A 22,925-nucleotide genomic window follows, 5' to 3' on the forward strand; every position below is an offset into this window, starting at 1 on the left:
GCTCCCCGACTACGTCCTGTCCATGCCGCGCGGCGCCGCCGTGATCTACCCCAAGGACGCGGGGCAGATCCTGGCGATGGCCGACATCTTCGCCGTCGCCACCACCGGCATCGGCTTCCGCGGCTGGATCGAGGCCGCCGAGGGCTGGGGACTCGGCGACCACCTCACCGCCTGCCTCGGCAGGGCCTCCCTGCTCGCCCGCGGCCCCAAGGCCAAGGGCGCCATCCGTGCCGCCGGACTGCGCGAGGAGTGGTCCGCCCGCTCCGAGTCCTCCGTGGAGGTGCTGGAACGGCTGCTCGACCAGGGCGTGGAGGGCCGCCGGATCGCCGTCCAGCAGCACGGTGCCCCGCTGCGCGACTTCACCGACTCGCTGCGCGCCGCCGGCGCCGAGGTGGTCGAGGTGCCGGTCTACCGCTGGCTGCCGCCCACCGACCTCGCCCCACTGGACCGGCTGCTGGACGCCTGCTGCTCGGGCGCCCTGGACGCGGTCACCTTCACCAGCGCCCCGGCCGCCCTCGGCCTGCTCGACCGGGCCGCCGAGCGCGGACTGACCGACGCCCTGCTGCACGCGCTGCGCCGGGACGTCCTGCCGGTCTGCGTCGGCCCGATCACCGCCGCCCCGCTGGAGGACCTGGACGTGCCCACCGTCTGGCCCGAGCGGATGCGGCTCGGCGCCATGGTGCAGACCCTGGCCGCCGAGCTCCCGGTCCGCACCCGGGCCCTCGCGGTGGCCGGCCACCGGCTGGAGCTGCGCGGCCAGGCCGCCTTGGTGGACGGCGAGCTGCGGCCCGTACCGCCCGCCGGGATGGCCCTGCTGAGGGCGCTGGCCCGCCGCCCCGGCTGGGTGGTGCCGCGCGCCGAACTGCTGCGCGCGCTGCCCGGCAGCGGGGCCGACGAGCACGCCGTGGAGAGCGCCATGGCGCGGCTGCGGGCCTCCCTCGGGGCGCCCGGGCTGATCGCCACCGTGGTCAAGCGCGGCTACCGGCTGGCGGCCGACCCGGCGCCGGAGACGGTGGAGAAGTACGGGATGGACGGAATGTAGCGGGCGCGCGGGTGGGTCATCGGCGTAGGATCTTCCGTCCGCCCGATTCCCAGGACACCGCCGCAACCACCGAGGCCATGCACAGCAACACGGACCCCCGCACCCCCGCCGCCGACTCCGACACCGTCCGCGATCGCGAGATCGCCGGGGAACAGCGCCACCTCGACACCGTCTACCACCGGCTGGAGGAGAAGCTCGCCGAGGCCGAGTACATCCTGGAGGACGCCGCCAAGCGCGTGCAGGTCGGTACGCCCGGCGCGCTCGCCGAGCGCGACGCCCAGGTGTACCGGGCCGGCGCGCACCTCCAGCGGCTCAACAACGAGTTCGAGGACTTCCTCTTCGGGCGCATCGACCTCCAGCAGGCCGACGCCCCCGAGGAGCACGGCATCCCCTCGAACACCCCGCTCGACCCCGCCGACCCGGCCGTCGCGGAGACCCTGCACATCGGCCGCCTCGGCGTCCTGGACGCCGAGTACGGCCCGCTGGTGATCGACTGGCGGGCCCCGGCCGCCGCGCCGTTCTACCGCTCCACGCCGCTGGAGCCCGGCCGGGTCATCCGCCGCCGGGTCATCCGCTCCAAGGGCCGCCGGGTCATCGGCGTCGAGGACGACCTGATGCGCCCCGACCTCGCCCCGACCCTGGACGGCCGGGAGCTGGCCGTGGTCGGCGACGGCGCGCTGATGGCCTCGCTCGGCCGGGCCCGCAGCCACTCGATGCGCGACATCGTCTCGTCCATCCAGAAGGAGCAGGACGAGGTCATCCGCGCCGCCGCGGCCGGTGCCACCCTGGTCACCGGCGGCCCCGGCACCGGCAAGACCGCGGTCGCCCTGCACCGCGCCGCCTTCCTGCTCTACCAGGACCGCCGCCGCTACGCCGGGGGCATCCTGGTGGTCTCCCCGACCCCGCTGCTGGTCTCCTACACCGAGGGCGTGCTGCCCTCGCTGGGCGAGGAGGGCCAGGTCGCGATCCGCGCCGTCGGCTCGCTGGTGGACGGCATCGAGGCGGGCACCTACGACACCCCGCAGGCGGCCCGGATCAAGGGCTCGGGCCGGATGGTCCAGCTGCTGCGCCGGGCGGCCCGGGCGGCGCTGGAGATCGGCGCCCCGCAGGAGCTCAAGGTGGTCGCCCGCGGCGAGGTGCTGCGGCTGGACGCGGGCCGGCTGAAGACGGTGCGCGGCAACGTCATCGGCTCCGGCGGCACCCCGCTGAACCTGCTGCGCCCGCGCGCCCGCCGGCTGCTGCTGGACGCCCTGTGGCAGGAGGTCACCCGGCACCTGCCGCGCCCGGCCAGCCACTCCGAGCGGGAGCAGCGCCAGGACGAGAAGGAGTCCTTCGACGAGTACGTCTCCGACGAGGCGCCGTTCCTGGACTTCCTGGACGCCTGGTGGCCGGCGCTCACCCCGCGCCGGGTGCTCGGCACCCTCAAGCAGACCCGGCACACCAACCGGATCGCCCGCCGCGCGGTCACCCCGGAGGAGGCCCGGGTGCTGGCCGGCTCCTGGCGGGGGCTGTCCGAGCGCGGCGAGGGCCCGCTGTCGGCGCACGACGTGGCGCTGGTCGACGAGCTCCAGGTGCTGCTCGGCGAGCCGGCCCGCCCCAAGGTCCGCGAGGTGGACGCGGTGGACCTGCTGAGCGGCCTGGACGAGGTCACCACCTTCGCCGACCGCCACTCCCGGCAGCGGGACAGGGTGCCGGTGGAGCGCACCGAGTACGCGCACATCATCGTGGACGAGGCGCAGGACCTCACCCCGATGCAGTGGCGCATGATCGGCCGCCGGGCCCGGACCGCGACCTGGACCATCGTCGGCGACCCGGCGCAGTCCTCCTGGCCGTTCCCGCAGGAGGCGCAGGCCGCGCTGGACGAGGTGCTGGCCGGCAAGCCGCGCCGCCGCCACACGCTGACCGTGAACTACCGCAACCCGGCGGAGATCGCCGAGGTGGCCGCCAAGGTGCTGGCGCTGGCCGCGCCGGGCACGCCCTCGCCGAGCGCGGTGCGCCACGTCGGCGTGGAGCCGCGGTTCGCCGCCGTCGCCGACCCGTCGCCGCAGGAGTTCGGCGCGGCCGCGCGGGCCGAGCTGGAGCGGCTGCTGGCGGAGGTGGACGGCACCGTGGCGGTCGTGGTCCCGATGGACCGCCGGGCCGAGGCGGCCGGTTGGATCGAGGGCCTGGGCGGGCGCGCGGTGGCGCTGGGCAGCCTGGAGGCCAAGGGCCTGGAGTACGACGCGACGGTGGTGGCCGATCCGACCGGCATCGCCGGCGAGTCCGAGGCGGGCCTGCGGGTGCTGTACGTGGCGCTGACCCGGGCCACCCAGCGGCTGACCGTGCTGTCCGGCCCGGACGACCTGCCGGACGCGGACGGGGTGCCCGCGCTGCTGCACGGCTGACGGCGCGTCGGGCCCGGCCGCCGTGCGGCCGGGCCCCCGCCGGACACGTGAAAGGCCCCTCACCACTCGGTGGTGAGGGGCCTTCATGACGCTTATGACACCGACCCGCCATGCTCGCCTCGCGGCAAGTGGTCCCTCGAAGGGACGAAGGTTGGGCCCGGGGGCTTGGATCGAGCCGGTGCCTTGTCCAATGTAACGCATCGGCCCGCAGGGGCAAGAAAGCCTGCCGGAGGATCTCGCGGGTTGTGGGGTCCGCACACTCAATGAACGTTATTTCTGGCTACCCCTTGGTAGGTGCGACGATCGAGGTCTAGCATGCGCTGCGCAGGGGCTTCAACAAACTGTTGAGGCACTTGGCATGCCAGACCCTCGTAACACTCTCAGTGGACCGGAAGAAGGACGTCGATGGCGACGGTGCCCAGTGTCTCGAACTCGATCACGGTGCGGCTGGAGGTCCCGGCCCGGGGCAACGCCGTGAGCGCGATCACCACCGCCGTGGAGTCCTCCGGCGGTTCGGTCACCGGCCTGGACGTCACCGCCTCCGGCCTGGAGGCGCTGCGGATCGACGTGACCGTCGCCGCCTCCTCGGTGGCGCACGGTGAGGAGATCGTCGAGAAGCTGCGCGCGATCGACGGCGTGGCGATCGGCAAGGTCTCGGACCGCACCTTCCTGATGCACCTCGGCGGCAAGATCGAGATGTCGTCCAAGCTGCCGATCCGCAACCGTGACGACCTGAGCATGATCTACACCCCGGGCGTCGCCCGGGTCTGCATGGCGATCGCCGAGAACCCCGAGGACGCCCGCCGCCTCACCATCAAGCGCAACAGCGTCGCCGTGGTCACCGACGGCTCCGCGGTGCTGGGCCTGGGCAACATCGGCCCGGCCGCCGCGCTGCCGGTCATGGAGGGCAAGGCGGCCCTGTTCAAGCGCTTCGCCGGCATCGACGCCTGGCCGATCTGCCTGGACACCCAGGACACCGACGAGATCGTCGCCATCGTCAAGGCGATCGCCCCCGGCTTCGCCGGCATCAACCTGGAGGACATCTCCGCACCGCGCTGCTTCGAGATCGAGGCCCGGCTGCGCGAGGCGCTGGACATCCCGGTCTTCCACGACGACCAGCACGGCACCGCGATCGTGGTGCTCGCCGCGCTCACCAACGCGCTCAAGGTGGTCGGCAAGGAGATCGGCGACATCCGGGTGGTGATGTCGGGCGCCGGCGCCGCGGGCACCGCGATCCTCAAGCTGCTGCTGGCGGCCGGCGTCGAGCACGCCACCGTCGCCGACGTCCGGGGCGTGGTCCACCTGGGCCGTGACGACCTCAACGACTCGCTGCGCTGGATCGCCGAGCACACCAACCGCTCGGGCCGCACCGGCAGCCTCAAGGAGGCCGTGGCGGACGCCGACGTGTTCATCGGCGTCTCGGCCCCGAACGTGCTGGACGGCGAGGACCTGGCCACCATGGCCGAGGACGCGATCGTCTTCGCGCTGGCCAACCCGGACCCGGAGGTCGACCCGGCGATCGCCCGGCAGACCGCCGCCGTGGTCGCCACCGGCCGCAGCGACTTCCCGAACCAGATCAACAACGTGCTGGTCTTCCCCGGCGTCTTCCGCGGCCTGCTGGACGCGCAGAGCCGAACCGTCAACACCGAGATGATGATCGCCGCCGCCCGGGCGCTGGCCGCCACCGTCGGCGACGACGAGCGCAACCCGAACTACATCATCCCCAGCGTCTTCCACAAGGACGTCGCCAAGACCGTCGCCGCCGCCGTGCGCGAGGCCGCGCTGGCCGCCGCCCAGGACGCGCCGGCCCCGTCCCGTCCGACCCCGGGCATCGTCGGCACGCTCGACACCGCCTCCTTCCCCGCCGTCAGCCTGTAGGGCGCCTCCGGCGATTCCCCGTCCGCCCGTCGTGAGCCCCCGGCACACGGCGGGCGGACGCCGTCAAGCGCTGACGGCGTGTCGGCCGGTGTGCCGCGGGAGGGGGGACGTACCGGTCAAATGACCGATTAGCGCCCATACCCGGCCACGCCTGCCCCGAACCCTTGCGACACAAGGGCGAGGGGCGTGTTTGGGCTTGTCGTGGCTAGGGCGTACGGTAGCCCTGCACGGGGCAGGCGTGTCCGACAAGTACGGAACGTCCCCCTCGCCTTCCGGCGTGTCGTCCCGACCGCCGCCCGCTCCGGTCCGCCGGAGCCGACGGAGCGTCACACCTCCGGCGGGCGGGCGTTGTTCGGGCACCGCCCGCCGGGGGCCCGATTGGCTTTCTCGGGGCCGGTCGGGGCAGGATTCGTATCCAGGCAGGCAGGCGGGCCTTCGACGGCACGGCGCGCGGCGGGGTACGAACCCGGCCTGCGACCACGCATTGCCTGAATGAGCACCGTGTGCGGACCAGCGGCCCGGCCGGGTGGCCCCCGGAGGGGACGACCGATGGGGCCCCCGCACACCGCAAGCGAACAGACCACAGGAGTACACATGAACCGCAGTGAGCTGGTGGCCGCGCTGTCCGAGCGCGCCGAGGTGACCCGCAAGGACGCCGACGCCGTTCTGGCCGCCTTCGCCGAGATCGTCGGCGAGGTCGTCGCCAAGGGCGACGAGAAGGTCACCATCCCCGGTTTCCTGACCTTCGAGCGCACCCACCGCGCCGCCCGCACCGCCCGCAACCCGCAGACCGGCGAGCCGATCCAGATCGCGGCCGGCTACAGCGCCAAGGTCAGCGCGGGCTCCAAGCTGAAGGAAGCCGCCAAGGGCGCCTGAACCACCCCTTGAACGCCCGAGAGGCCGGGCTCCCCGTCGTGGGGGGCCCGGCCTCTCGCCGTGTCCGTGGCGGACCGGTCAGGCGTCGACCAGCCGGCCGCTGGGCAGCTCGACGTGGGCGCCGAGGTCGCGCAGCTTGTCCATGAAGTTCTCGTAGCCGCGGTTGATCAGGTCGATGCCGTGCACGGTCGAGGTGCCCTCGGCCGCCAGCGCCGCGATCAGGTACGAGAAGCCGCCGCGCAGGTCCGGGATGACCAGCTCGGAGCCGATCAGCTTGGACGGGCCGGAGACGACCGCGGAGTGCAGGAAGTTGCGGGCGCCGAAGCGGCACGGGGTGGCGCCCAGGCACTCGCGGTAGAGCTGGATGTGCGCGCCCATCTGGTTCAGCGCGCCGGTGAAGCCCAGCCGCGACTCGTACACCGTCTCGTGGACGATGGACAGGCCGGTGGCCTGGGTCAGCGCGACGACCAGCGGCTGCTGCCAGTCGGTCTGGAAGCCGGGGTGGACGTCGGTCTCCAGGGCGATCGCCTTGAGCTCGCCGCCCGGGTGCCAGAAACGGATGCCCTCGTCGTCCACCTCGAAGGCGCCGCCGACCTTCCGGAAGGTGTTGAGGAAGGTCATCAGCTCCAGCTGGCGGGCGCCGCGGACGTAGATGTCGCCCTTGGTGGCCAGCGCCGCGCAGGCCCAGGAGGCGGACTCCAGGCGGTCCGGCAGCGCGCGGTGGGTGTAGCCGCCGAGCTCGTCCACACCGGTGATCAGGATGGTCCGGTCGGTGCCCATCGAGATGATCGCGCCCATCTTCTGCAGCACGCAGATCAGGTCGACGATCTCCGGCTCGATGGCCGCGTTGCGCAGCTCGGTGACGCCCTCGGCGAGGACGGCGGTGAGCAGCACCTGCTCGGTCGCGCCGACCGACGGGTAGGGCAGCTCGATCCTGGTGCCGCGCAGGCGCTGCGGGGCGACCAGGTAGGTGCCCTGGGGGTGCTTCTCGATGGTGGCGCCGAACTGGCGCAGCACCTCGAAGTGGAAGTCGACCGGGCGGCCGCCGATGTCGCAGCCGCCGAGGCCGGGGATGAAGGCGTGGCCGAGGCGGTGCAGCAGCGGGCCGCAGAAGAGGATCGGGATCCGCGAGGAGCCCGCGTGCGCGTCGATGTCGGCGACGTTGGCGCTCTCGACGTGCGAGGGGTCGAGGATCAGCTCGCCCTCCTCGTCGCCGGTGCGCACGGTGACGCCGTGCAGCTGCAGCAGTCCGCGGACCACCTTGACGTCACGGATGTCCGGAACGTTGCGCAGTCTGCTGGGGCCCTGCCCGAGGAGGGCCGCGACCATGGCCTTGGGGACCAGGTTCTTCGCACCGCGGACGCGGATCTCGCCTTCGAGCGGGTTTCCGCCGTGGACCAGCAGGACGTCGTCGGTCATCGTTCTCGCAATCCGGGGTGCTGGAAGGGTGGTGGGTGGGGCTCGTTCTGAGCCGGGCGGTGGCCGGTCGTACGGGCGCGTTCGGGCCCGGGCGTGACCGAGTCAACACCGCATGAGGGCGTCCACCATCAGTAGATGGTAATAGGCGTGCGGTCGGTTCCTTCTCGCCTCTCCCGTGATGGTGCTCCCTCCGGGTGGAGTCGCGCCCGCCGATACGCCCGTACGGGTGTTCGTGCGGCGTGGCGGCCCCGGGTGCCGTGGTGGCGCGGAGGGCGGCCGCCGCGTCGAGTTGTCCGCCGCCGGTGGATCTGCGGGATCATGTGAGGCATGACCGCGGCCCATTCGCACGGCGGCCGGTCCCACACCGGCCGATTGCTCGTCGCGACCCCCGTGCTCACCGACCCGAACTTCGCCCGGGCGGTGGTGCTCCTCCTCGACCACGACGCCGAGGGGGCGCTCGGAGTCGTCCTCAACCGGCCGACGCCGGTGGAGGTCGGTAGCGTACTCGACGGCTGGGGCGTCCTGGTCGGGCAGCCGTCCGTGGTGTTCCAGGGCGGGCCGGTGGCGCTGGACTCGGCGCTCGGCCTGGCCGTCGCGCCGGGGGAGCAGGGCACCGCGGAGCCGCTGGGCTGGCGGCGGGTGCACGGGGCGATCGGCCTGGTGGACCTGGAGGCGCCGCCCGAGGTGCTGGCCGGCGAGCTGGGCGGGCTGCGGATCTTCGCCGGGTACGCGGGCTGGTCGCCCGGGCAGCTGGAGAGCGAGATCGACAGCGGGGCCTGGTACCTGGTCGACTGTGAGCCCGGCGACATCTCCAGCCCCGAGCCGGAGCGGCTGTGGCGGGCGGTGCTGCGCCGCCAGCGCTCCCCGCTCGCGCTGCTGGCCACCTACCCCGACGACCCCACGCTGAACTGATGTGCGAGGGCCGCCACGGCGACACTGGCCCGGTTTCCCGGGGCCCCCATAGACTTGGCACCCATGAGCACTCTTGAGCCCGAGCGCGGCCTCGGCACCGGCACCCTGGTCGAGCCCGTCCCGCAGGTGTCCAACGGGGACGGCGACCACGAGCGCTTCGCGCACTACGTCCAGAAGGACAAGATCATGGAGAGCGCGCTCTCCGGATCCCCCGTGGTGGCGCTCTGCGGCAAGGTCTGGGTGCCCGGGCGCGACCCGAAGAAGTACCCGGTCTGTCCGATGTGCAAGGAGATCTACGACGGCATCGGCAAGCCCCAGGACGGCGGCAAGGACGGCGACAAGTAGGACGGCCCGCGCAGCGGCCCGCCCGGCCGTTTTGCATGGCGATCCTTTGCCGGATTGGTCTATGCCAGTGGTCGGGGCCGGGGGCAGGATGACGGGATGCACCTCATTCCGGCACCCCAGGCCCTCGTCCGCCTCCCGGGCGAGGACTTCCCCCTCGACCACTCCACCACCCTCACCGCCGCCCCGGCCCTGGCCGACGCCGGACGGTGGCTGCGCGGCGCGCTGAGCGCGGCGACCGGGCTCCCGCTCGCCCCCGGCACGTCCGGGGAGGGCATCGAGCTGGTCCACGACGGGGCGCTGGCCGGGGAGGCGTACCGGATCTCGGTGCGCCCCGGCCGCGCCGTCGTCACCGCGGGCGGCCCGGCGGGCGCGCTCTGGGCCGCCCAGACGCTGCGGCAGCTGCTCGGCCCGGACGCCCACCGCCGCGCGCCGGTGCGCCGCGCCGGCTGGGTGCTGCCCGGCGTCGACATCGAGGACGCCCCCCGCTTCGGCTGGCGCGGCGCCCTGCTGGACGTCGCCCGGCACTTCCTGCCCAAGTCGGACGTGCTGCGCTTCGTCGACCTGCTGGCCGCGCACAAGCTCAACGTGCTGCACCTGCACCTGACCGACGACCAGGGCTGGCGGGTGGAGATCAAGCGCTACCCCCGGCTCACCGAGGTCGGCGCCTGGCGCGAGCGCTCGATGGTCGGCTACCGCTCCGCCGGCCGCCGCGACGACCGCCCGCACGGCGGCTACTACACCCAGGACGACCTGCGCGAGATCGTCGCGTACGCCGCCGAGCGGTCCGTCACCGTCGTCCCGGAGATCGACCTGCCCGGCCACAACCAGGCCGCCATCGCCGCCTACCCCGAGCTCGGCAACGCCGACGTGGTGGACACCTCCGCGCTCGGCGTCTGGACCGACTGGGGCGTCAGCGGCAACGTGCTGAACGCCTCCGAGCAGACGCTGCGCTTCTACGAGGGCGTCCTGGAGGAGGTCCTGGAGATCTTCCCCTCCGAGTTCGTCCACCTCGGCGGCGACGAGTGCCCCAAGGAGCAGTGGAAGGACAGCCCGGCCGCCCAGGCGCGGATCACCGAGCTGGGCCTGGCCAACGAGGACGAGCTGCAGAGCCACGTGATCCGGCACTTCGACCGCTGGCTCACCGCGCGCGGGCGCCGGCTGATCGGCTGGGACGAGATCCTGGAGGGCGGGCTCGCGTCCGGGGCCGCGGTCTCCTCCTGGCGCGGCTACGGCGGCGGGATCGCCGCCGCGCGGGCCGGCCACGACGTGGTGATGTGCCCCGAGCAGCACGTCTACCTGGACCACCGGCAGGCCGCCGGCGAGGACGAGCCGATCCCGGTCGGCTTCGTGCGCACCCTGGAGGACGTGTACCGCTTCGAGCCGGTGCCCGCGCAACTGGACGAGGCGGCCGCCCGGCACGTCATCGGCACCCAGGCCAACCTGTGGACCGAGTTCATGGACAGCGCCCGGGACGTCGACTACCGGGCCTTCCCCCGGCTCGCCGCCTTCTGCGAGGTCGCCTGGTCCGCGCTGCCGGCCGACCCCGCGGAGCGGGACTACGCCGGGTTCGAACGCCGGCTGGAGGGCCACCTGGCCGTCCTGGACGCGCTCGGCGTGGAGTACCGGCCGCTCGACGGCCCGCACCCGTGGCAGCGCCGCCCCGGGGTCGTCGGACGGCCGATCGAGGGCGCACCGCCGCTGGTCTGAGGCGTGCCCGGGGCGTGCCGCGTGCGCGCCCCGGGTGGCCGGCGGGAACTTCCGGGCGATCGCCGGACGTCAAGAACAGATGAACATCCGCTCCGGTCCGACCCGAATCGGAGCAGATACCGCCCGGTATCCGCACCAATCGGGCAGCCCTGTTCGCCGACCCCGAAATGATCATCGAGCATTGTGTGCCAGAGTTGCCCAACCCGGCCCGATCGCCCGTACCCTACGGGCCAGGCCGGGCTGCCGACGCGGACACCTCGGCCCAGGGCCGCGGGCGGCAGGCGATCGATGAGCAAGTGGAGCACGGTGGGACCCAGGTGAACCGGACGATCATGCTGCCGGCCTCCCTCGACGAGGCCGTCGACGCGCTGGGCGCCACCCCGGCCGCGGTACCGGTGGCCGGGGCCACCGACCTCATGGAGGCCGTCAACGCCGGCCGACTGCGCCCCGCCGCCCTCATCGGCCTCGGCCGGATCACCGAACTGCGCGGCTGGCGCTACGAGGACGGCGGCACCGCCGTCCTCGGCGCGGGCCTCACCCACGCCCGGATGGACCGGCCCGACTTCGCCGCGCTCATCCCCGCCCTCGCCGACGCCGCCCGCACCGCCGGACCCCCGCAGGTGCGCAACGTCGGCACCCTCGGCGGCAACATCGCCTCCGCCGCCCCCACCGGCGACACCCTCCCGGTGCTCGCCGCGCTGGAGGCCAGCGTCACCCTGGCCCGCTCCGGCTCCACCCGCGAGGTCCCGGTCAGCCACCTGCTCACCGGCCTCGACCCGCTGCGGCCCGGCGAACTCCTCACCTGGGTGAGGGTCCCGCTGCTGCACGCCCCGCAGGTCTTCCTCAAGGCCACCGGCCGCAGCGGCCCGGCCCGCGCCACCGCCTCCGTCGCCCTGGTGCTCGACCCCGCCCGGCGCGCCGTGCGCTGCGCCGTCGGCGCCGTCGCCCCGGTGCCGCTGCGCCCGCTGGAGGCCGAGGCCTGGGTGGCCGGCTGCATCGACTGGGACGGCTCGCGGGAGATCGACCCCGCGGCCACCGCGGCCTTCGGCGAGTACGTGGCCGCCGCCTGCGTACCCGACAACTACGGGGCCGAGGGCGCCTGGGAGGCCGTGACCGAGGGGCCGAGCGCGGCCGCCGTCCGGCTGCGGCGTACCGTAGCGGTGCTGGCCCGTCGGGCACTGGGAAGGGCGCTGAAGTGAGCACGGACCCCATCGAGACACTGGACACGGGCCTGTTCGACCACGCCCCCCAGGTCACCCGCGAACTGCGCCCCACCGCCTCGTACACGCTGCGCGTCAACGGCTTCGAGCGGCCGGTCGCCGACGCGTGGATCGGCGAGAGCCTGCTGTACGTGCTGCGCGAGCGGCTCGGCCTGGCCGGCGCCAAGGACGGCTGCGAGCAGGGCGAGTGCGGCGCCTGCTCGGTGCAGGTGGACGGCCAGCTGGTGGCCGGCTGCCTGGTGCCCGCCGCGCTGGCCGCCGACAGCGAGATCAACACCGTCGAGGGCCTGTCCGCCGGCGGCGCCGCCAGCGACGTCCAGCAGGCCCTGGCCGACTGCGGCGCCGTGCAGTGCGGCTACTGCACGCCCGGCATGGCGATGGCCGTCCACGACCTGCTGCAGCGCAACCACCGGCCCAGCGAGGTCGAGGCCCGCCAGGCGCTCTGCGGCAACCTCTGCCGCTGCACCGGCTACCGCGGGGTGCTGGCCGCCGTCCAGAGCGTCGCCGACGCGCGGGCCCTGGAGGCCGAGGAGGCCGAGGAGGAGGCCGCCGACGGCGCCACCGCGGCCGCGGCGGGGGACGCGCCGGCGCCCGTCCCCGCCCCGCAGCCGGGGGCCGACCCCTCCGCGACCGGTGAGCTGCCGGTGTACGAGGACGCCTGGATCGAGCACGTCCCGCAGCCGCCGCAGTCGTCACGGCCCGTCGCGCAGGACCCGGACACCACCGCCGGCACCGGGGTCGGCGTCGGCATGCAGTACGGCACCCCGGACGGCCAGGGCGGCTACGACACCGGGGTCTACGACACCTCCGCGCTGCTGGACACCGCCCTGCTCGCGCCCGTCCAGGACGTCCCGGCGCAGCACGGGATGCCGGGGCAGGGCATCCCGGCCCAGGGGATCCCGGTGCAGGGCATTCCGGCCCAGGGGATCCCGGGGCAGGGCATTCCGGGGCAGGGCGTCCCCGGGCAGCCCGGACCCGAGCAGGCGTACTACCCGGAGCAGCAGGGGTACTACCCGCAGACCACCCCGGCGCACGGCACCTACGTCCCCGGCTACCAGGACGGCGGCTACCCGCAGCCCGGCTACGACGCCGCCGCCGCGTACGACGGCCCGGTCTACGAGCCCACCCCCGCCCACGGCACCGCCTTCGACCCGCAGGTCTTCGAGGGCCACACCTTCGACGGCACGCCCGCGCACGGCACGCCGTACGTCCCCACACCCCCGCACGGCGTCCCGGCCGACGGCACCGCCCCGGCCGGCGTCCCGTACGGCGCCACCCCCGCCCACGGCATCCGGCTCCCCGAGGACGACCACGCATCATGACCTCGCCGACCGACCTCGCCCCGTCGAACCAGCAGCCGGACGGCACCCCGCCGGAGCCGTACGGACTCGGCAGCTCGCCCCTGCGCAGCGACGCCCTGCCCAAGGCGCTCGGCATCTACCCGTACGCCGCCGACCTGTGGGCCGAGGGCCTGCTCTGGGGCGCGGTGCTGCGCTCCCCGTACCCGCGGGCCCGGATCGTGGCCATCGACACCTCCGCCGCCCTCGCCCTGCCCGGCGTGCACGCCGTCGTCACCGCCGCCGACCTGCCGCCCGGTCCGGACGGCACCCCCGACGGCGCCCCGGCCGGCCCGATCGTCGCCGACCGGCCCGTCCTGGCCGCAGGCGAGGTCCGCCACCACGGCGAACCGGTGGCCGCCGTCGCCGCCGACCACCCCGACACCGCCCGGCTCGCCGTCGGCCTGATCGAGGTCGAGTACGAGCTGCTGGAGCCGGTCACCGACCCCGAGCAGGCCTTCACCGCGCCCCCGCTGCACCCGGACGGCAACCTCTTCCGCCACCTGCCGCTGCGCACCGGGGACCCGGAGGCCGTCGGCGAGGTCGTCGTCGAGGGCCTCTACCAGGTCGGCCGCCAGGACCCGGCGCCGCTCGGCGCCGAGGCCGGCCTCGCCGTGCCCCGCCCGGACGGCGGCGTGGAACTGCACCTGTCCTCCACCGACCCGCACGGCGACCGCGACCGCACCGCCTCCTGCCTCGGCCTGGAGCCCGACCGGGTCCGGCTGGTGGTCACCGGCGTGCCCGGCGCCACCTCCGACCGCGAGGACCTCTCCTTCCAGGTCACCCTGGCCCTGCTGGCGCTGCGCACCGGCCGTCCGGTGAAGATGACCCTCACCCGCGAGGAGTCCTTCCAGACCCACACCTCCCGCCACCCGGCGCTGCTGCGCTACCGCCACCACGCCGACGCCGAGGGCCGGCTGGTCAAGGTCGAGGCGCAGATCCTGCTGGACGGCGGCGCCTACGCGGACGTCTCCGCCGAGGCGCTGGCCGCCGCCACCGCCTTCTCGGTCGGCCCGTACGTCTGCCCCAACGTCTTCGTCGACGCCTGGGCGGTGCGCACCAACAACCCGCCCGCCGGCCGGATGCGCGGCGAGGGCGCCCTGCAGGCCTGCTTCGCGTACGAGTCGCAGCTCGACCAGCTGGCCGCCCGGGTCGGCCTGGACCCGGTGGAGATCCGCCGCCGCAACGCGCTGGCCACCGGCGACCCGATGCCCACCGGACAGGCCGTCACCTGCCCGGCCCCGGTGGCCGCCCTGCTGGACGCGGTCGCCGACGAGCCGCTGCCCGCGCTGCCGGTGGACGACCCGGACGCCGACTGGCTGCTGCCCGGCGGCCCGGGCGGGGCCGGCGACCCGGCGGCGGTGCGGCGCGGCATCGGCTACGCGGTCGGCATGGTGCACATGCTCGGCGCCGAGGGCGAGGACGAGGTCTCCACCGCGACCGTCCGGGTCAGCGGCGACCACGCCACGGTCATCTGCGCGGCCGTCGACTCCGGTCAGGGCTTCGCGACCCTGGCCCGGCAGATCGTGCAGAGCGTGCTGGGCGTCAGCGAGGTCTACATCGCCCCGGTGGACAGCGACCAGTCGATCGCCGGGCCCTCCGCCCGCGGCCGGCACACCTGGGTGTCCGGCGGCGCGGTCGAGCGGGCCGCGCTGATGGTCCGCCACCAGCTGCTGCAGCCGATCGCCGCCAACTTCGGGATGTCGGTGGAGCTGCTGCAGATCTCCGACGGCAAGATCACCTCCTACGACGGGGTGCTCGGGATGCCGGTCGCCGAGGCGCTGGAGGGCAAGGAGCTCTGGGCCACCGCCCAGTGCCGTCCGCACCCGACCGAGCCGCTGGACGAGGCCGGGCAGGGCGACGCCTTCGTCTCCATCGCGTTCTGCGCGATGCGCGCCGTGGTGGACGTGGACATCGAGCTCGGCGCCGTCCGGGTGGTCGACGTGACCGTCGCCCAGGACGTGGGCCGGGCGCTCAACCCGCGCCAGATCGAGGACCGCATCGAGGCCGGCGTGGCCCAGGGCGTGGGCCTGGCCCTGCTGGAGGACCTGCGCACCGACGGCGGCGTGCTGGTCAACCCCTCGCTGACCGGCTACCGCCTGCCGACCTCCCTGGACACCCCCGAGGTGCGGATCGCCGCGCTGCTGGAGGAGCGCGACGTGGTCGCCACCTTCGGCGCCAAGGCGGTCAGCGCGGCCCCCGCGGTGGTCGCCCCCGCCGCCGTCGCCGCCGCCGTCCGCGCCGCCACCGCCCTCCCCGTCGGCCGCCTCCCCATCCGCCCCGAGGACGCCATCACCGCCTGACCCCGCCCCCGGGCGGGAGAACGGGCGGGAGCGCATCGCTCCCGCCCGTTCGTCGTTCCCGAGGCGAGGGGTCATTCCGTTCGCGGTGTTCCGATATTTCTTCCGCAGAATTCTTGGAAATGCATGACGAATTGCCGGGCGACGGATTTCCGTCGACCGGCGATTCGTTGCGGGGAGGCCATGGCGGGAATCGAACCCGCGTAAACCGCTTTGCAGGCGGTTCCCTGAGCCACTCGGGCACACGGCCGTGGGGTGGTGCGGTGGGGACCGGGGAGGGTCAGCCGCAACAGGGGTGACAGGGGCGACAACACCGGGGAGCGGGGGCGCAGGTGCGGGGCGCGGGGAGGGCCACCGTCTTCCTGTCCATCTCCGACTCCTTGTCGTCGTCCGCCGTGTTGGTGAATTCATTCTGGCGGAATGCGCGGACGCCCGTCAATATCCGTTTGTAAATTCCGTATGGCGAATCGTGCTACCGTCGGGGACAGGTGGCCGTTTCCGGCCGCCCCGGACGAGCGCGTCGTACCCGGTCAGGACAAGACGGCGCAGTCCAGCGGCAACCCGGCCGCTGGTGACTGCGGAGGTCCTGTCGTCATGGCCTGGCTCGTTCTGATCGTCTCCGGCGTCCTGGAGACCGTGTGGGCGGTCGCCCTGGAGTCGTCCAAGGGTTTCACCCGGCTCGTCCCGAGCGCCGTCTTCGCCGTCGCCCTCCTGCTGAGCATGGGCGGCCTCGCGTTCGCGATGCGCTCCATCCCGATCGGCACCGGCTACGCGGTCTGGGTCGGCATCGGCGCGGTCGGCACCGCCCTGTACGGCATGGCGGTGCTGGGCGACCCGGCGACGGCGGCCCGGATCGGCTGCCTGCTGCTGATCGTCTCCGGCGTGGTGGGGCTCAAGGCGCTGCACTGAGAGGCGCCGCACTGAGAGGCGCCGCACCGAGCCACGGGACCCGGCCCGGCCCGGGTCCTAGGTCCGGCGGCGGAGTCGGGGACGGGCCCAAAGTCAGGGGCCAACGGTGCAGACGCACCTTACGATGTTCGGTATGACCACAGCCTCCCCCACCTCGGTCGACCCTGCCGTCCCACGCCCCGACACCGACCCCGGTGGCGGGGTGCTCGGCGGGCCCTACCGCGCGCTGACGCTGGGCATCGTCTCCGTGGTGCTGCTGCTGGCCTTCGAGGCGACCGCCGTCAACACCGCGATGCCGGTGGCCGCCCGGCAGCTGGACGGCCTCGGGCTGTACGCCTTCGCGTTCTCCGGCTACTTCACCACCACGCTGTTCGCGCTGGTCGTCTCCGGCCAGTGGTGCGACCGGCGCGGGCCGATGGAACCGCTGTTCACCGGGATAGCCGTGTTCGGCGCGGGCCTGGTGGTGGCGGGGGCCGCCGGCGGGATGTGGACGTTCGTGGCGGGCCGGGCGGTCCAGGGCCTGGGCGGCGGGCTGGTGATCGTCGCGCTGTACGTGGTGGTCGGCCGGGCCTATCCGGAACGGCTGCGGCCGTCGGTGTTCGCGGCCTTCTCCTCGGCCTGGGTGCTGCCCTCGATCATCGGCCCGGTGGTCGCCGGCGCGGTCACCGACCACCTGGGCTGGCGCTGGGTGTTCCTCGCCGTCCCGGCGCTGGTCGTGCTGCCGCTGCTGGTGATGGGCCCGGCGCTGCGCCGCTCCGAGCGCGAGCGGCCGGTGACCAGGGTCCCGGAGCTCGACCGGCGTCGCACCCTGCTGGCGGCGATGGCCGCGCTCGGCGCGGGCCTGCTGCAGTACGCGGGCCAGCGGCTGGACCTGCTCGCGCTGCTGCCCGCGGCGGCGGGGGCGGCGCTGCTGGTGCCGGCCGTGCTGGGGCTGCTGCCGGCCGGGACGGTGCGGGCCGCGCGCGGTCTGCCGACAGTGATCCTGCTGCGCGGGGTCGCCACGGGGGCGTTCTTCGCGGCGGAGGCGTTCATCCCGCTGATGATGGTGACCCAGCGCGGTCTGTCGCCGACGCTCGCCGGGCTGACCCTGACCAGTGGCGGGCTCTCCTGGGCACTGGGGTCCTGGTTGCAGGGCCGGCCGGGAGCTGAGCGCTACCGGGAGGCGATGATCCGCTTCGGGTTCGTGCTGACGGCGGTGGCGATCGCGGGGGCGGCGCTGGTGCTGGTGCCGTCGGTGCCGGTCTGGGCGACGGCGGTGGCCTGGGGCGTCGGCGGCCTCGGGATGGGGCTGACGGTGGCCAGTGTGAGCGTGCTGATGATGAAGCTGTCGGCGCCCGAGGACGCCGGGGCCAATTCGGCCTCGCTGCAGATGAGCGACGCGCTCGGCAACGTGCTGCTGGTGGGCCTGGCACAGGTGCTGTTCGCGAAGGTGGGCGGCGGCTCGCTGGCCGCCGCCCACGGGGGCGCCGAGGGGGTCGCGGGCACCGGTTCGGCCTGGGCGTTCGCGGTGATCTTCCTGGCGATGACCGGGGTGGCCCTGGTGGGCGCCGCGCTCTCCGGCCGGGTCCGCCGGCGGTAGGCCGACGGGCCGGATGGACAGGCCGGGCGGGCCCGGTCAGGCGGCCGTGGTCGCGGAGGGGGCCGGCGGAGCGGCGGGGGAGCCGAGGAAGCCCTCCCAGCCGCCGGCGGGCGCCTGGCCGGGGGCGAGGCCCTGGAGCTTGCGCAGCACCGCCGGGTCCTGCACGTCCAGCCAGTCCACCAGCTGCCGGAAGGAGACCAGCCGGACCTCCGGCCGTCCGGCGATGGCCTTGATCACGTCCTCCACGGCGTTCATGTAGATGCCGCCGTTCCACTGCTCGAAGTGGTTGCCGATGATGTACGGCGCCCGGTTGGTGGTGTAGGCGCGGTCGAAGCCCATCAGGTAGGCGTCGCGGGCCTGGGTCTGGTACGAGGCGTGCAGCGCCGGGTCGGCCCGGGTGTTGCTGCCGGACTGGTTGAACATGATGTTGTAGTCCATCGACAGCACCTGGAAGCTGTGCCCGGGGAAGGGGATGGACTGCAGCGGCAGGTCCCACAGCGCCCCGCCCTGGATCCTCTGCGGCCACACCTGGGTGCCGTTGCCGCTGCTGTCGTAGCGCCAGCCGCGCTTGACGGCGGTCGGCAGCAGGGCGCGCTGGCCCTCCAGGCAGGGGGTGCGGCTGCCGATCAGCTCCTTGCGGTAGTCGAAGGGCAGCGCGGGCAGGTCGGTGAAGCCGGTGTTGGTGCGCCAGTTCATCACGAAGTCCATGGCCTGCTGGATCTCGCTGTCCCACTCGTCGGGCGACCAGCGGCCGACGCCGTTGGCGCCGCAGAAGTGGCCGTTGAAGTGGGTGCCGATCTCGTGGCCCTCCATCCAGGCCGCGTGCAGGTTCTCCAGGGTGTCGTGGATGTGCTGGTCGGTCAGGTAGCCGATGTCGGAGGCGCCCGTCTTGTGCTGCGGCGGGCGGTAGAGGTCCTTGCGGGACTCCGGCAGCAGGTAGAGGCCGCTCAGGAAGAAGGTCATCGAGGCGTTGTGCGTCCTGGCCAGCTTGCGGAACCGGCCGAACAGCCCGTTGTCCAGCTCGCCGGCGCCGTCCCAGGAGAACACCACGAACTGCGGCGGGCGCTCGCCGAGCTTCAGCGGCTCCGGCGTCGGCTGGTGCGGCTGGGGGCCGGTGTCCGAGGTGGAGCCGTCGCCGATCAGGGTGGCCGGCGGCCTGGGAACGCCGGTGGTGTGCGTCGACTCCCCCTCGGGCGCCGGGTCGGGGCCGTCCGACCGCCCGGCGCCCCCGGCGCAGCCCGCCGCGAGGGTGGCGGCGGTGGCGGCGCCGGCGGCGAGCAGGGTCCGGCGGGAGAGCGCGTCCATGGTCACTCCGTTCGTGGAGGGGGGAGGGGGTTCTCGGGGCGGAGCCGTCCGACGGTGCTGACCGGTCGGACAAATGGGGTGATACGCCTGTGAACGTGGTCAGCATGGCACCGGGGGAGAGGCCGCCCGGTGATCCACCACGAACGGGCTCAACTGATCGCCCGTTCGGTGCAGCCGGGGGCGCCCGCCCGGCGCCGGGCGGCGGATCCTGACGCAGGCTCGGGTAGGCGGGCCCGGCGGACGGCGCGCTTCGGAGCGGATCCCGGCGGCGGACGGCGGCGGGCACGAGCAGTGGAGGGGAGGCGCCGGTGGGTGCCCAGCGCAGCGGGAGCCCCTGGCCGGGCACCCTGGCGGCGGCCGCCGCCCTGGTCCTCGGCGCCTGGCTGGTGCACGGCGGCGGGCAGCCGGTGCTGCCGCCCGCGCCCGGGGCGGGGCAGGCGCTCAGCGGCTTCGCCCCGGTCTCGGTCGTACCGCCGCTCGGGCGCTCCGGCCCGACCCGGATCAGGATCCCGGCGCTACGGCTGGACGCGCCGGTCACCGGCCTCGGCCTGGACGCCTCCGGACGGCTGGAGGCGCCCCCGGACACCGAGCGCAACCTGGCCGGCTGGTACCGCGACGGCGCCGCCCCCGGGGAGCGCGGCACCGCGATCATCGCCGGCCACGTCGACCTGGCCAGCGGGCCCGCGGTCTTCTACGCCCTGGGCGCGCTGCACCGCGGGGAGCGGGTCGAGATCCTCCGCGAGGACGGCATGACGGCCGTCTACCAGCTGTACGCGATCGAGGTGCACGACCGGAAGGACTTCCCCGACGAGCGGGTGTACGGGCAGGCGGGCGACGCCCAGCTGCGGGTGATCACCTGCGGCGGCGCGTACAGCGAGGAGCGGGGGTACACGGGCAACGTGGTCGCGTACGGCTTCCTGGCGCAGACCGTACGGGCGGGGAAGCAGGCGGCCTGAGCGGGGCCCCTCGGCCCGGCCGGGTGCGGCTCAGCCGAGCAGCTCGGCGAGGGCGCGGTCGGCGTCCAGGTGCAGGTGCTCCTCGCCGTCGGGGACGGCGACGCGGCTGTGCCACAGGAACCGCCGCAGGTCGGCGGTGTCGAACCGGAGCAGGGCGGTGCCCTCGGGGGCGTGCAGCTCGACCGTGGTGCGCCGGCCGCCGGCGGGCCGGATCCGCACGTCGCCGACCCCGGCGGGCACCTCGAGTCCGGCCGCGAGCAGCTGCCGGCCGAAGACCCACTCGATGGCCCCGGAGGCGTCCGCGGGCTCCGGGGCGTCGCTCCCGTCCAGCGCGTACTCGGCGGGGAAGAGCATCCGGACGGCCAGCGGGTCCTCGGGGCGGTAGACCAGGGTGGCGCGGAGGCGGACGGAGCGGTGGGTGCCGATGACCAGACGGGCGTGGACGGTCTGTTCGACGGGGGCGGTGCGCACGGCGGGGTTCCCTTCTGCGGTGGCGCGAGGCCGGGGCGTGTGGCCGGTGTGACGGCCGGTGAGGGTGTGTCGGCCTCACCCCGGTGAGAGTCCCGGGGGCGGCCCGGATTACCCGGTTCCGCGCACCGATCCGGGTGATCCACATCACATTCGTTTTCGGCCGCGCGGGGCCGCGCGCAGGCCCGCCCTGGCGGCCGCCCCGGCCCCGGCCCGGTACGCTGGACCGGTTGCCCGATCGCCGCCCGACCGCGGGACGGAGTCGCCATGTGGCCTCTGACCTGCGACGATCCCCTTCGGAGACCGTGAGTACTGCCGCCGCCTCCTCGTTGCCGCTCTTCTCCGACGCGCCGCAGACGCACGCAACCGTGCGGACCGTCGGCCATGCCTCACCGGCCGCCTCGCACCACCTCTCGCCGGCCTTCCCCGGCCGTGCCCCCTGGGGCACCGCCGGCAAGCTGCGCGCCTGGCAGCAGGGCGCCCTGGACAAGTACATCGAGAACCAGCCGCGCGACTTCCTCGCGGTCGCGACCCCCGGCGCCGGCAAGACGACCTTCGCGCTCACCCTCGCCTCGTACCTGCTGCACAACCACCTGGTGCAGCAGGTGACCGTCGTCGCGCCCACCGAGCACCTGAAGAAGCAGTGGGCCGAGGCCGCCGCGCGGATAGGCATCAAGCTGGACCCGGCGTACTCCTCCGGGCCGCTCTCCCGGGAGTACCACGGCATCGTGGTCACCTACGCGGGCGTCGGCGTGAACCCGATGCTGCACCGCAACCGGACCGAGGCCCGCAAGACGCTGGTCATCATGGACGAGATCCACCACGCCGGTGACTCCAAGTCCTGGGGCGAGGCCTGCTTCGAGGCCTTCGAGCCGGCCGCCCGCCGGCTGGCGCTGACCGGTACGCCGTTCCGCTCGGACACCAACCCGATCCCCTTCGTCCAGTACGAGGCGGGGAGCGACGGCATCCGCAAGTCGGTCGCCGACTACACGTACGGCTACGGGCACGCGCTGGCCGACCACGTCGTGCGCCCGGTGATCTTCCTCTCGTACAGCGGGAACATGCGCTGGCGCACCAAGTCCGGCGACGAGCTGGAGGCGCGGCTGGGCGAGCCGATGACCAAGGACCTGATCGCCCAGGCCTGGCGGACCGCGCTCTCCCCGCAGGGCGAGTGGATCCCGGCGGTGCTCCAGGCCGCCGACCGCCGGCTGAGCGAGGTGCGCAAGGCGATCCCGGACGCCGGCGGACTGGTGATCGCCACCGACCAGACCGTGGCCCGCTCCTACGCCAAGATGCTGCGCGAGATCACCGGCGAGAAGGTCACCCTGGTCCTCTCCGACGAGACCGAGGCGTCCAAGCGGATCTCCGACTACGCGGCCGGCACCTCGCGCTGGATGGTCGCCGTCCGCATGGTGTCCGAGGGCGTCGACGTGCCCCGGCTGTGCGTCGGGGTGTACGCGACCTCGATCTCCACCCCGCTGTTCTTCGCCCAGGCCGTCGGGCGCTTCGTGCGCGCCCGCAAGCGCGGCGAGACCGCCTCGGTCTTCCTGCCGACCATCCCGATGCTGCTCGGCTTCGCCAACGAGATGGAGGTCCAGCGCGACCACGTGCTGGACCGGCCGAAGAAGGAGGGCGAGGGCCTCTTCGACGAGGAGGACCGGCTGCTCGCCGAGGCCGAGCGCGCCAACGACGGCCCGGACGGCGCCGGCGGCGAGGAGTTCTCCTACGAGGCGCTGGGCTCGGACGCGGTCTTCGACCGGGTGCTGTACAACGCCATGGAGTTCGGCATGCAGGCGCACCCGGGCAGCGAGGAGGAGGAGGACTACCTCGGCATCCCGGGCCTGCTGGAACCGGACCAGGTGCAGATGCTGCTGCAGAAGCGCCAGCACCGGCAGATCCAGCGCAGCAAGGGCAGGCCGGCCGAGGAGGCCGACCTGCTCGAACTGCCCGCCGAGCAGAGGCCGGTGGTGACCCATCAGGAGCTGCGGGAGCTGCGCAAGGAGCTGAACGCGCTGGTGGCCGCCTGGCACCACCGCACCAGCCAGCCGCACGGCACCGTCCACAACGAGCTGCGCCGCCAGTGCGGCGGGCCGCTGACCGCGCAGGCGACGGCGAATCAGCTGAAGGCGCGAATCGCCCGAATCCGGGAATGGGCGAAGTAACCGGTCGTCACCCGGGCGAAACGGTCGTGCTCATCGCCGTCATGACAAGGTCATGTGACATTCAGGTATACGAAAAGAATCTGTGGAGACAGTCGGTATGACGATCCGCTAATGTTCCTCGGGCCG

16 protein-coding genes, 1 tRNA gene, 1 pseudogene and 1 riboswitch are annotated in these 22,925 nt (G+C 74.0%); of the genes and pseudogenes, 14 read left to right on the forward strand and 4 right to left on the reverse strand.

The window, feature by feature from the left end:
• The 4 genes from ACWEQL_RS23540 to ACWEQL_RS23555 form a co-directional block, all read left to right on the forward strand.
• The coding region (locus ACWEQL_RS23540) for a uroporphyrinogen-III synthase (RefSeq protein ID WP_452152268.1) at window positions 1-1,042 on the forward strand (1,042 nt) is incomplete at its 5' end.
• Window positions 1,043-1,119: 77 nt separating this feature from the next.
• Window positions 1,120-3,426 carry a HelD family protein gene (locus ACWEQL_RS23545; RefSeq protein ID WP_452152269.1) on the forward strand — a complete coding sequence of 769 codons (2,307 nt, stop codon included), beginning with the start codon at window positions 1,120-1,122 and terminating at the stop codon, window positions 3,424-3,426.
• Between the two features lie 405 nt (window positions 3,427-3,831).
• On the forward strand, window positions 3,832-5,304 hold the full coding sequence (locus tag ACWEQL_RS23550) for a malic enzyme-like NAD(P)-binding protein (protein WP_452152270.1): 1,473 nt from the start codon (window positions 3,832-3,834) through the stop codon (window positions 5,302-5,304).
• 594 nt (window positions 5,305-5,898) lie between these two features.
• Window positions 5,899-6,180 (forward strand): HU family DNA-binding protein, encoded by a 282-nt coding sequence (locus ACWEQL_RS23555; RefSeq protein ID WP_030059737.1) that lies wholly within the window; start codon window positions 5,899-5,901, stop codon window positions 6,178-6,180.
• Window positions 6,181-6,258: 78 nt separating this feature from the next.
• Here ACWEQL_RS23555 and murA read toward each other — a convergent pair whose 3' ends face one another.
• On the reverse strand, window positions 6,259-7,599 hold the full coding sequence (murA, locus tag ACWEQL_RS23560; protein WP_452152271.1) for a UDP-N-acetylglucosamine 1-carboxyvinyltransferase: 1,341 nt from the start codon (window positions 7,597-7,599) through the stop codon (window positions 6,259-6,261).
• 327 nt (window positions 7,600-7,926) lie between these two features.
• On the opposite strand from murA, the gene ACWEQL_RS23565 reads away from it, so the two are divergent.
• The 6 genes and pseudogenes from ACWEQL_RS23565 to ACWEQL_RS23590 all read left to right on the forward strand — a co-directional run bounded on the left by ACWEQL_RS23565 (window position 7,927) and on the right by ACWEQL_RS23590 (window position 15,423).
• Window positions 7,927-8,511 carry a YqgE/AlgH family protein gene (locus tag ACWEQL_RS23565; RefSeq protein WP_452152272.1) on the forward strand — a complete coding sequence of 195 codons (585 nt, stop codon included), beginning with the start codon at window positions 7,927-7,929 and terminating at the stop codon, window positions 8,509-8,511.
• Between the two features lie 63 nt (window positions 8,512-8,574).
• Window positions 8,575-8,856, forward strand: a complete 282-nt coding sequence (locus tag ACWEQL_RS23570) for a DUF3039 domain-containing protein (RefSeq protein ID WP_452152273.1) — start codon at window positions 8,575-8,577, stop codon at window positions 8,854-8,856.
• Between the two features lie 96 nt (window positions 8,857-8,952).
• Window positions 8,953-10,563: a beta-N-acetylhexosaminidase gene (locus ACWEQL_RS23575; RefSeq protein ID WP_452152274.1), complete on the forward strand. Its 1,611-nt coding sequence runs from the start codon at window positions 8,953-8,955 to the stop codon at window positions 10,561-10,563.
• Window positions 10,564-10,895: 332 nt separating this feature from the next.
• Complete coding sequence (locus tag ACWEQL_RS23580) at window positions 10,896-11,762, forward strand: FAD binding domain-containing protein (RefSeq protein ID WP_452152292.1); 867 nt, start codon at window positions 10,896-10,898, stop codon at window positions 11,760-11,762.
• Between the two features lie 68 nt (window positions 11,763-11,830).
• A pseudogene (locus ACWEQL_RS23585) lies at window positions 11,831-12,287 on the forward strand ((2Fe-2S)-binding protein); the annotation flags it as partial.
• 814 nt (window positions 12,288-13,101) lie between these two features.
• A complete protein-coding gene (locus tag ACWEQL_RS23590) occupies window positions 13,102-15,423 on the forward strand; it encodes a xanthine dehydrogenase family protein molybdopterin-binding subunit (RefSeq protein ID WP_452152275.1) in 2,322 nt (773 codons plus the stop codon).
• 175 nt (window positions 15,424-15,598) lie between these two features.
• Here ACWEQL_RS23590 and ACWEQL_RS23595 read toward each other — a convergent pair.
• A tRNA-Cys gene (locus ACWEQL_RS23595) sits at window positions 15,599-15,670 on the reverse strand.
• 235 nt (window positions 15,671-15,905) lie between these two features.
• A riboswitch (guanidine-III (ykkC-III) riboswitch) is annotated at window positions 15,906-15,970 on the forward strand.
• Window positions 15,971-16,014: 44 nt separating this feature from the next.
• Here ACWEQL_RS23595 and ACWEQL_RS23600 point away from each other — a divergent pair.
• Entirely contained in the window at window positions 16,015-16,329 is a 315-nt protein-coding gene (locus ACWEQL_RS23600) for a DMT family transporter (protein ID WP_452152276.1), read from the forward strand.
• Between the two features lie 133 nt (window positions 16,330-16,462).
• On the forward strand, window positions 16,463-17,908 hold the full coding sequence (locus ACWEQL_RS23605; protein ID WP_452152277.1) for an MFS transporter: 1,446 nt from the start codon (window positions 16,463-16,465) through the stop codon (window positions 17,906-17,908).
• A 36-nt stretch (window positions 17,909-17,944) separates the two neighbouring features.
• Here ACWEQL_RS23605 and ACWEQL_RS23610 read toward each other — a convergent pair whose 3' ends face one another.
• On the reverse strand, window positions 17,945-19,213 hold the full coding sequence (locus ACWEQL_RS23610) for a hypothetical protein (protein ID WP_452152278.1): 1,269 nt from the start codon (window positions 19,211-19,213) through the stop codon (window positions 17,945-17,947).
• 308 nt (window positions 19,214-19,521) lie between these two features.
• On the opposite strand from ACWEQL_RS23610, the gene ACWEQL_RS23615 reads away from it, so the two are divergent.
• Window positions 19,522-20,169, forward strand: a complete 648-nt coding sequence (locus tag ACWEQL_RS23615) for a class F sortase (RefSeq protein WP_452152279.1) — start codon at window positions 19,522-19,524, stop codon at window positions 20,167-20,169.
• 30 nt (window positions 20,170-20,199) lie between these two features.
• Here ACWEQL_RS23615 and ACWEQL_RS23620 read toward each other — a convergent pair whose 3' ends face one another.
• Window positions 20,200-20,640 carry an SsgA family sporulation/cell division regulator gene (locus tag ACWEQL_RS23620; protein ID WP_452152280.1) on the reverse strand — a complete coding sequence of 147 codons (441 nt, stop codon included), beginning with the start codon at window positions 20,638-20,640 and terminating at the stop codon, window positions 20,200-20,202.
• 365 nt (window positions 20,641-21,005) lie between these two features.
• On the opposite strand from ACWEQL_RS23620, the gene ACWEQL_RS23625 reads away from it, so the two are divergent.
• The gene (locus tag ACWEQL_RS23625) at window positions 21,006-22,799 is read left to right on the forward strand and encodes a DEAD/DEAH box helicase (protein ID WP_452152293.1); all 1,794 of its coding nucleotides are present in this window, start codon (window positions 21,006-21,008) and stop codon (window positions 22,797-22,799) included.
• Window positions 22,800-22,925: the final 126 nt, after the last annotated feature.

The organism is Kitasatospora sp. NPDC004240, from assembly GCF_053603215.1.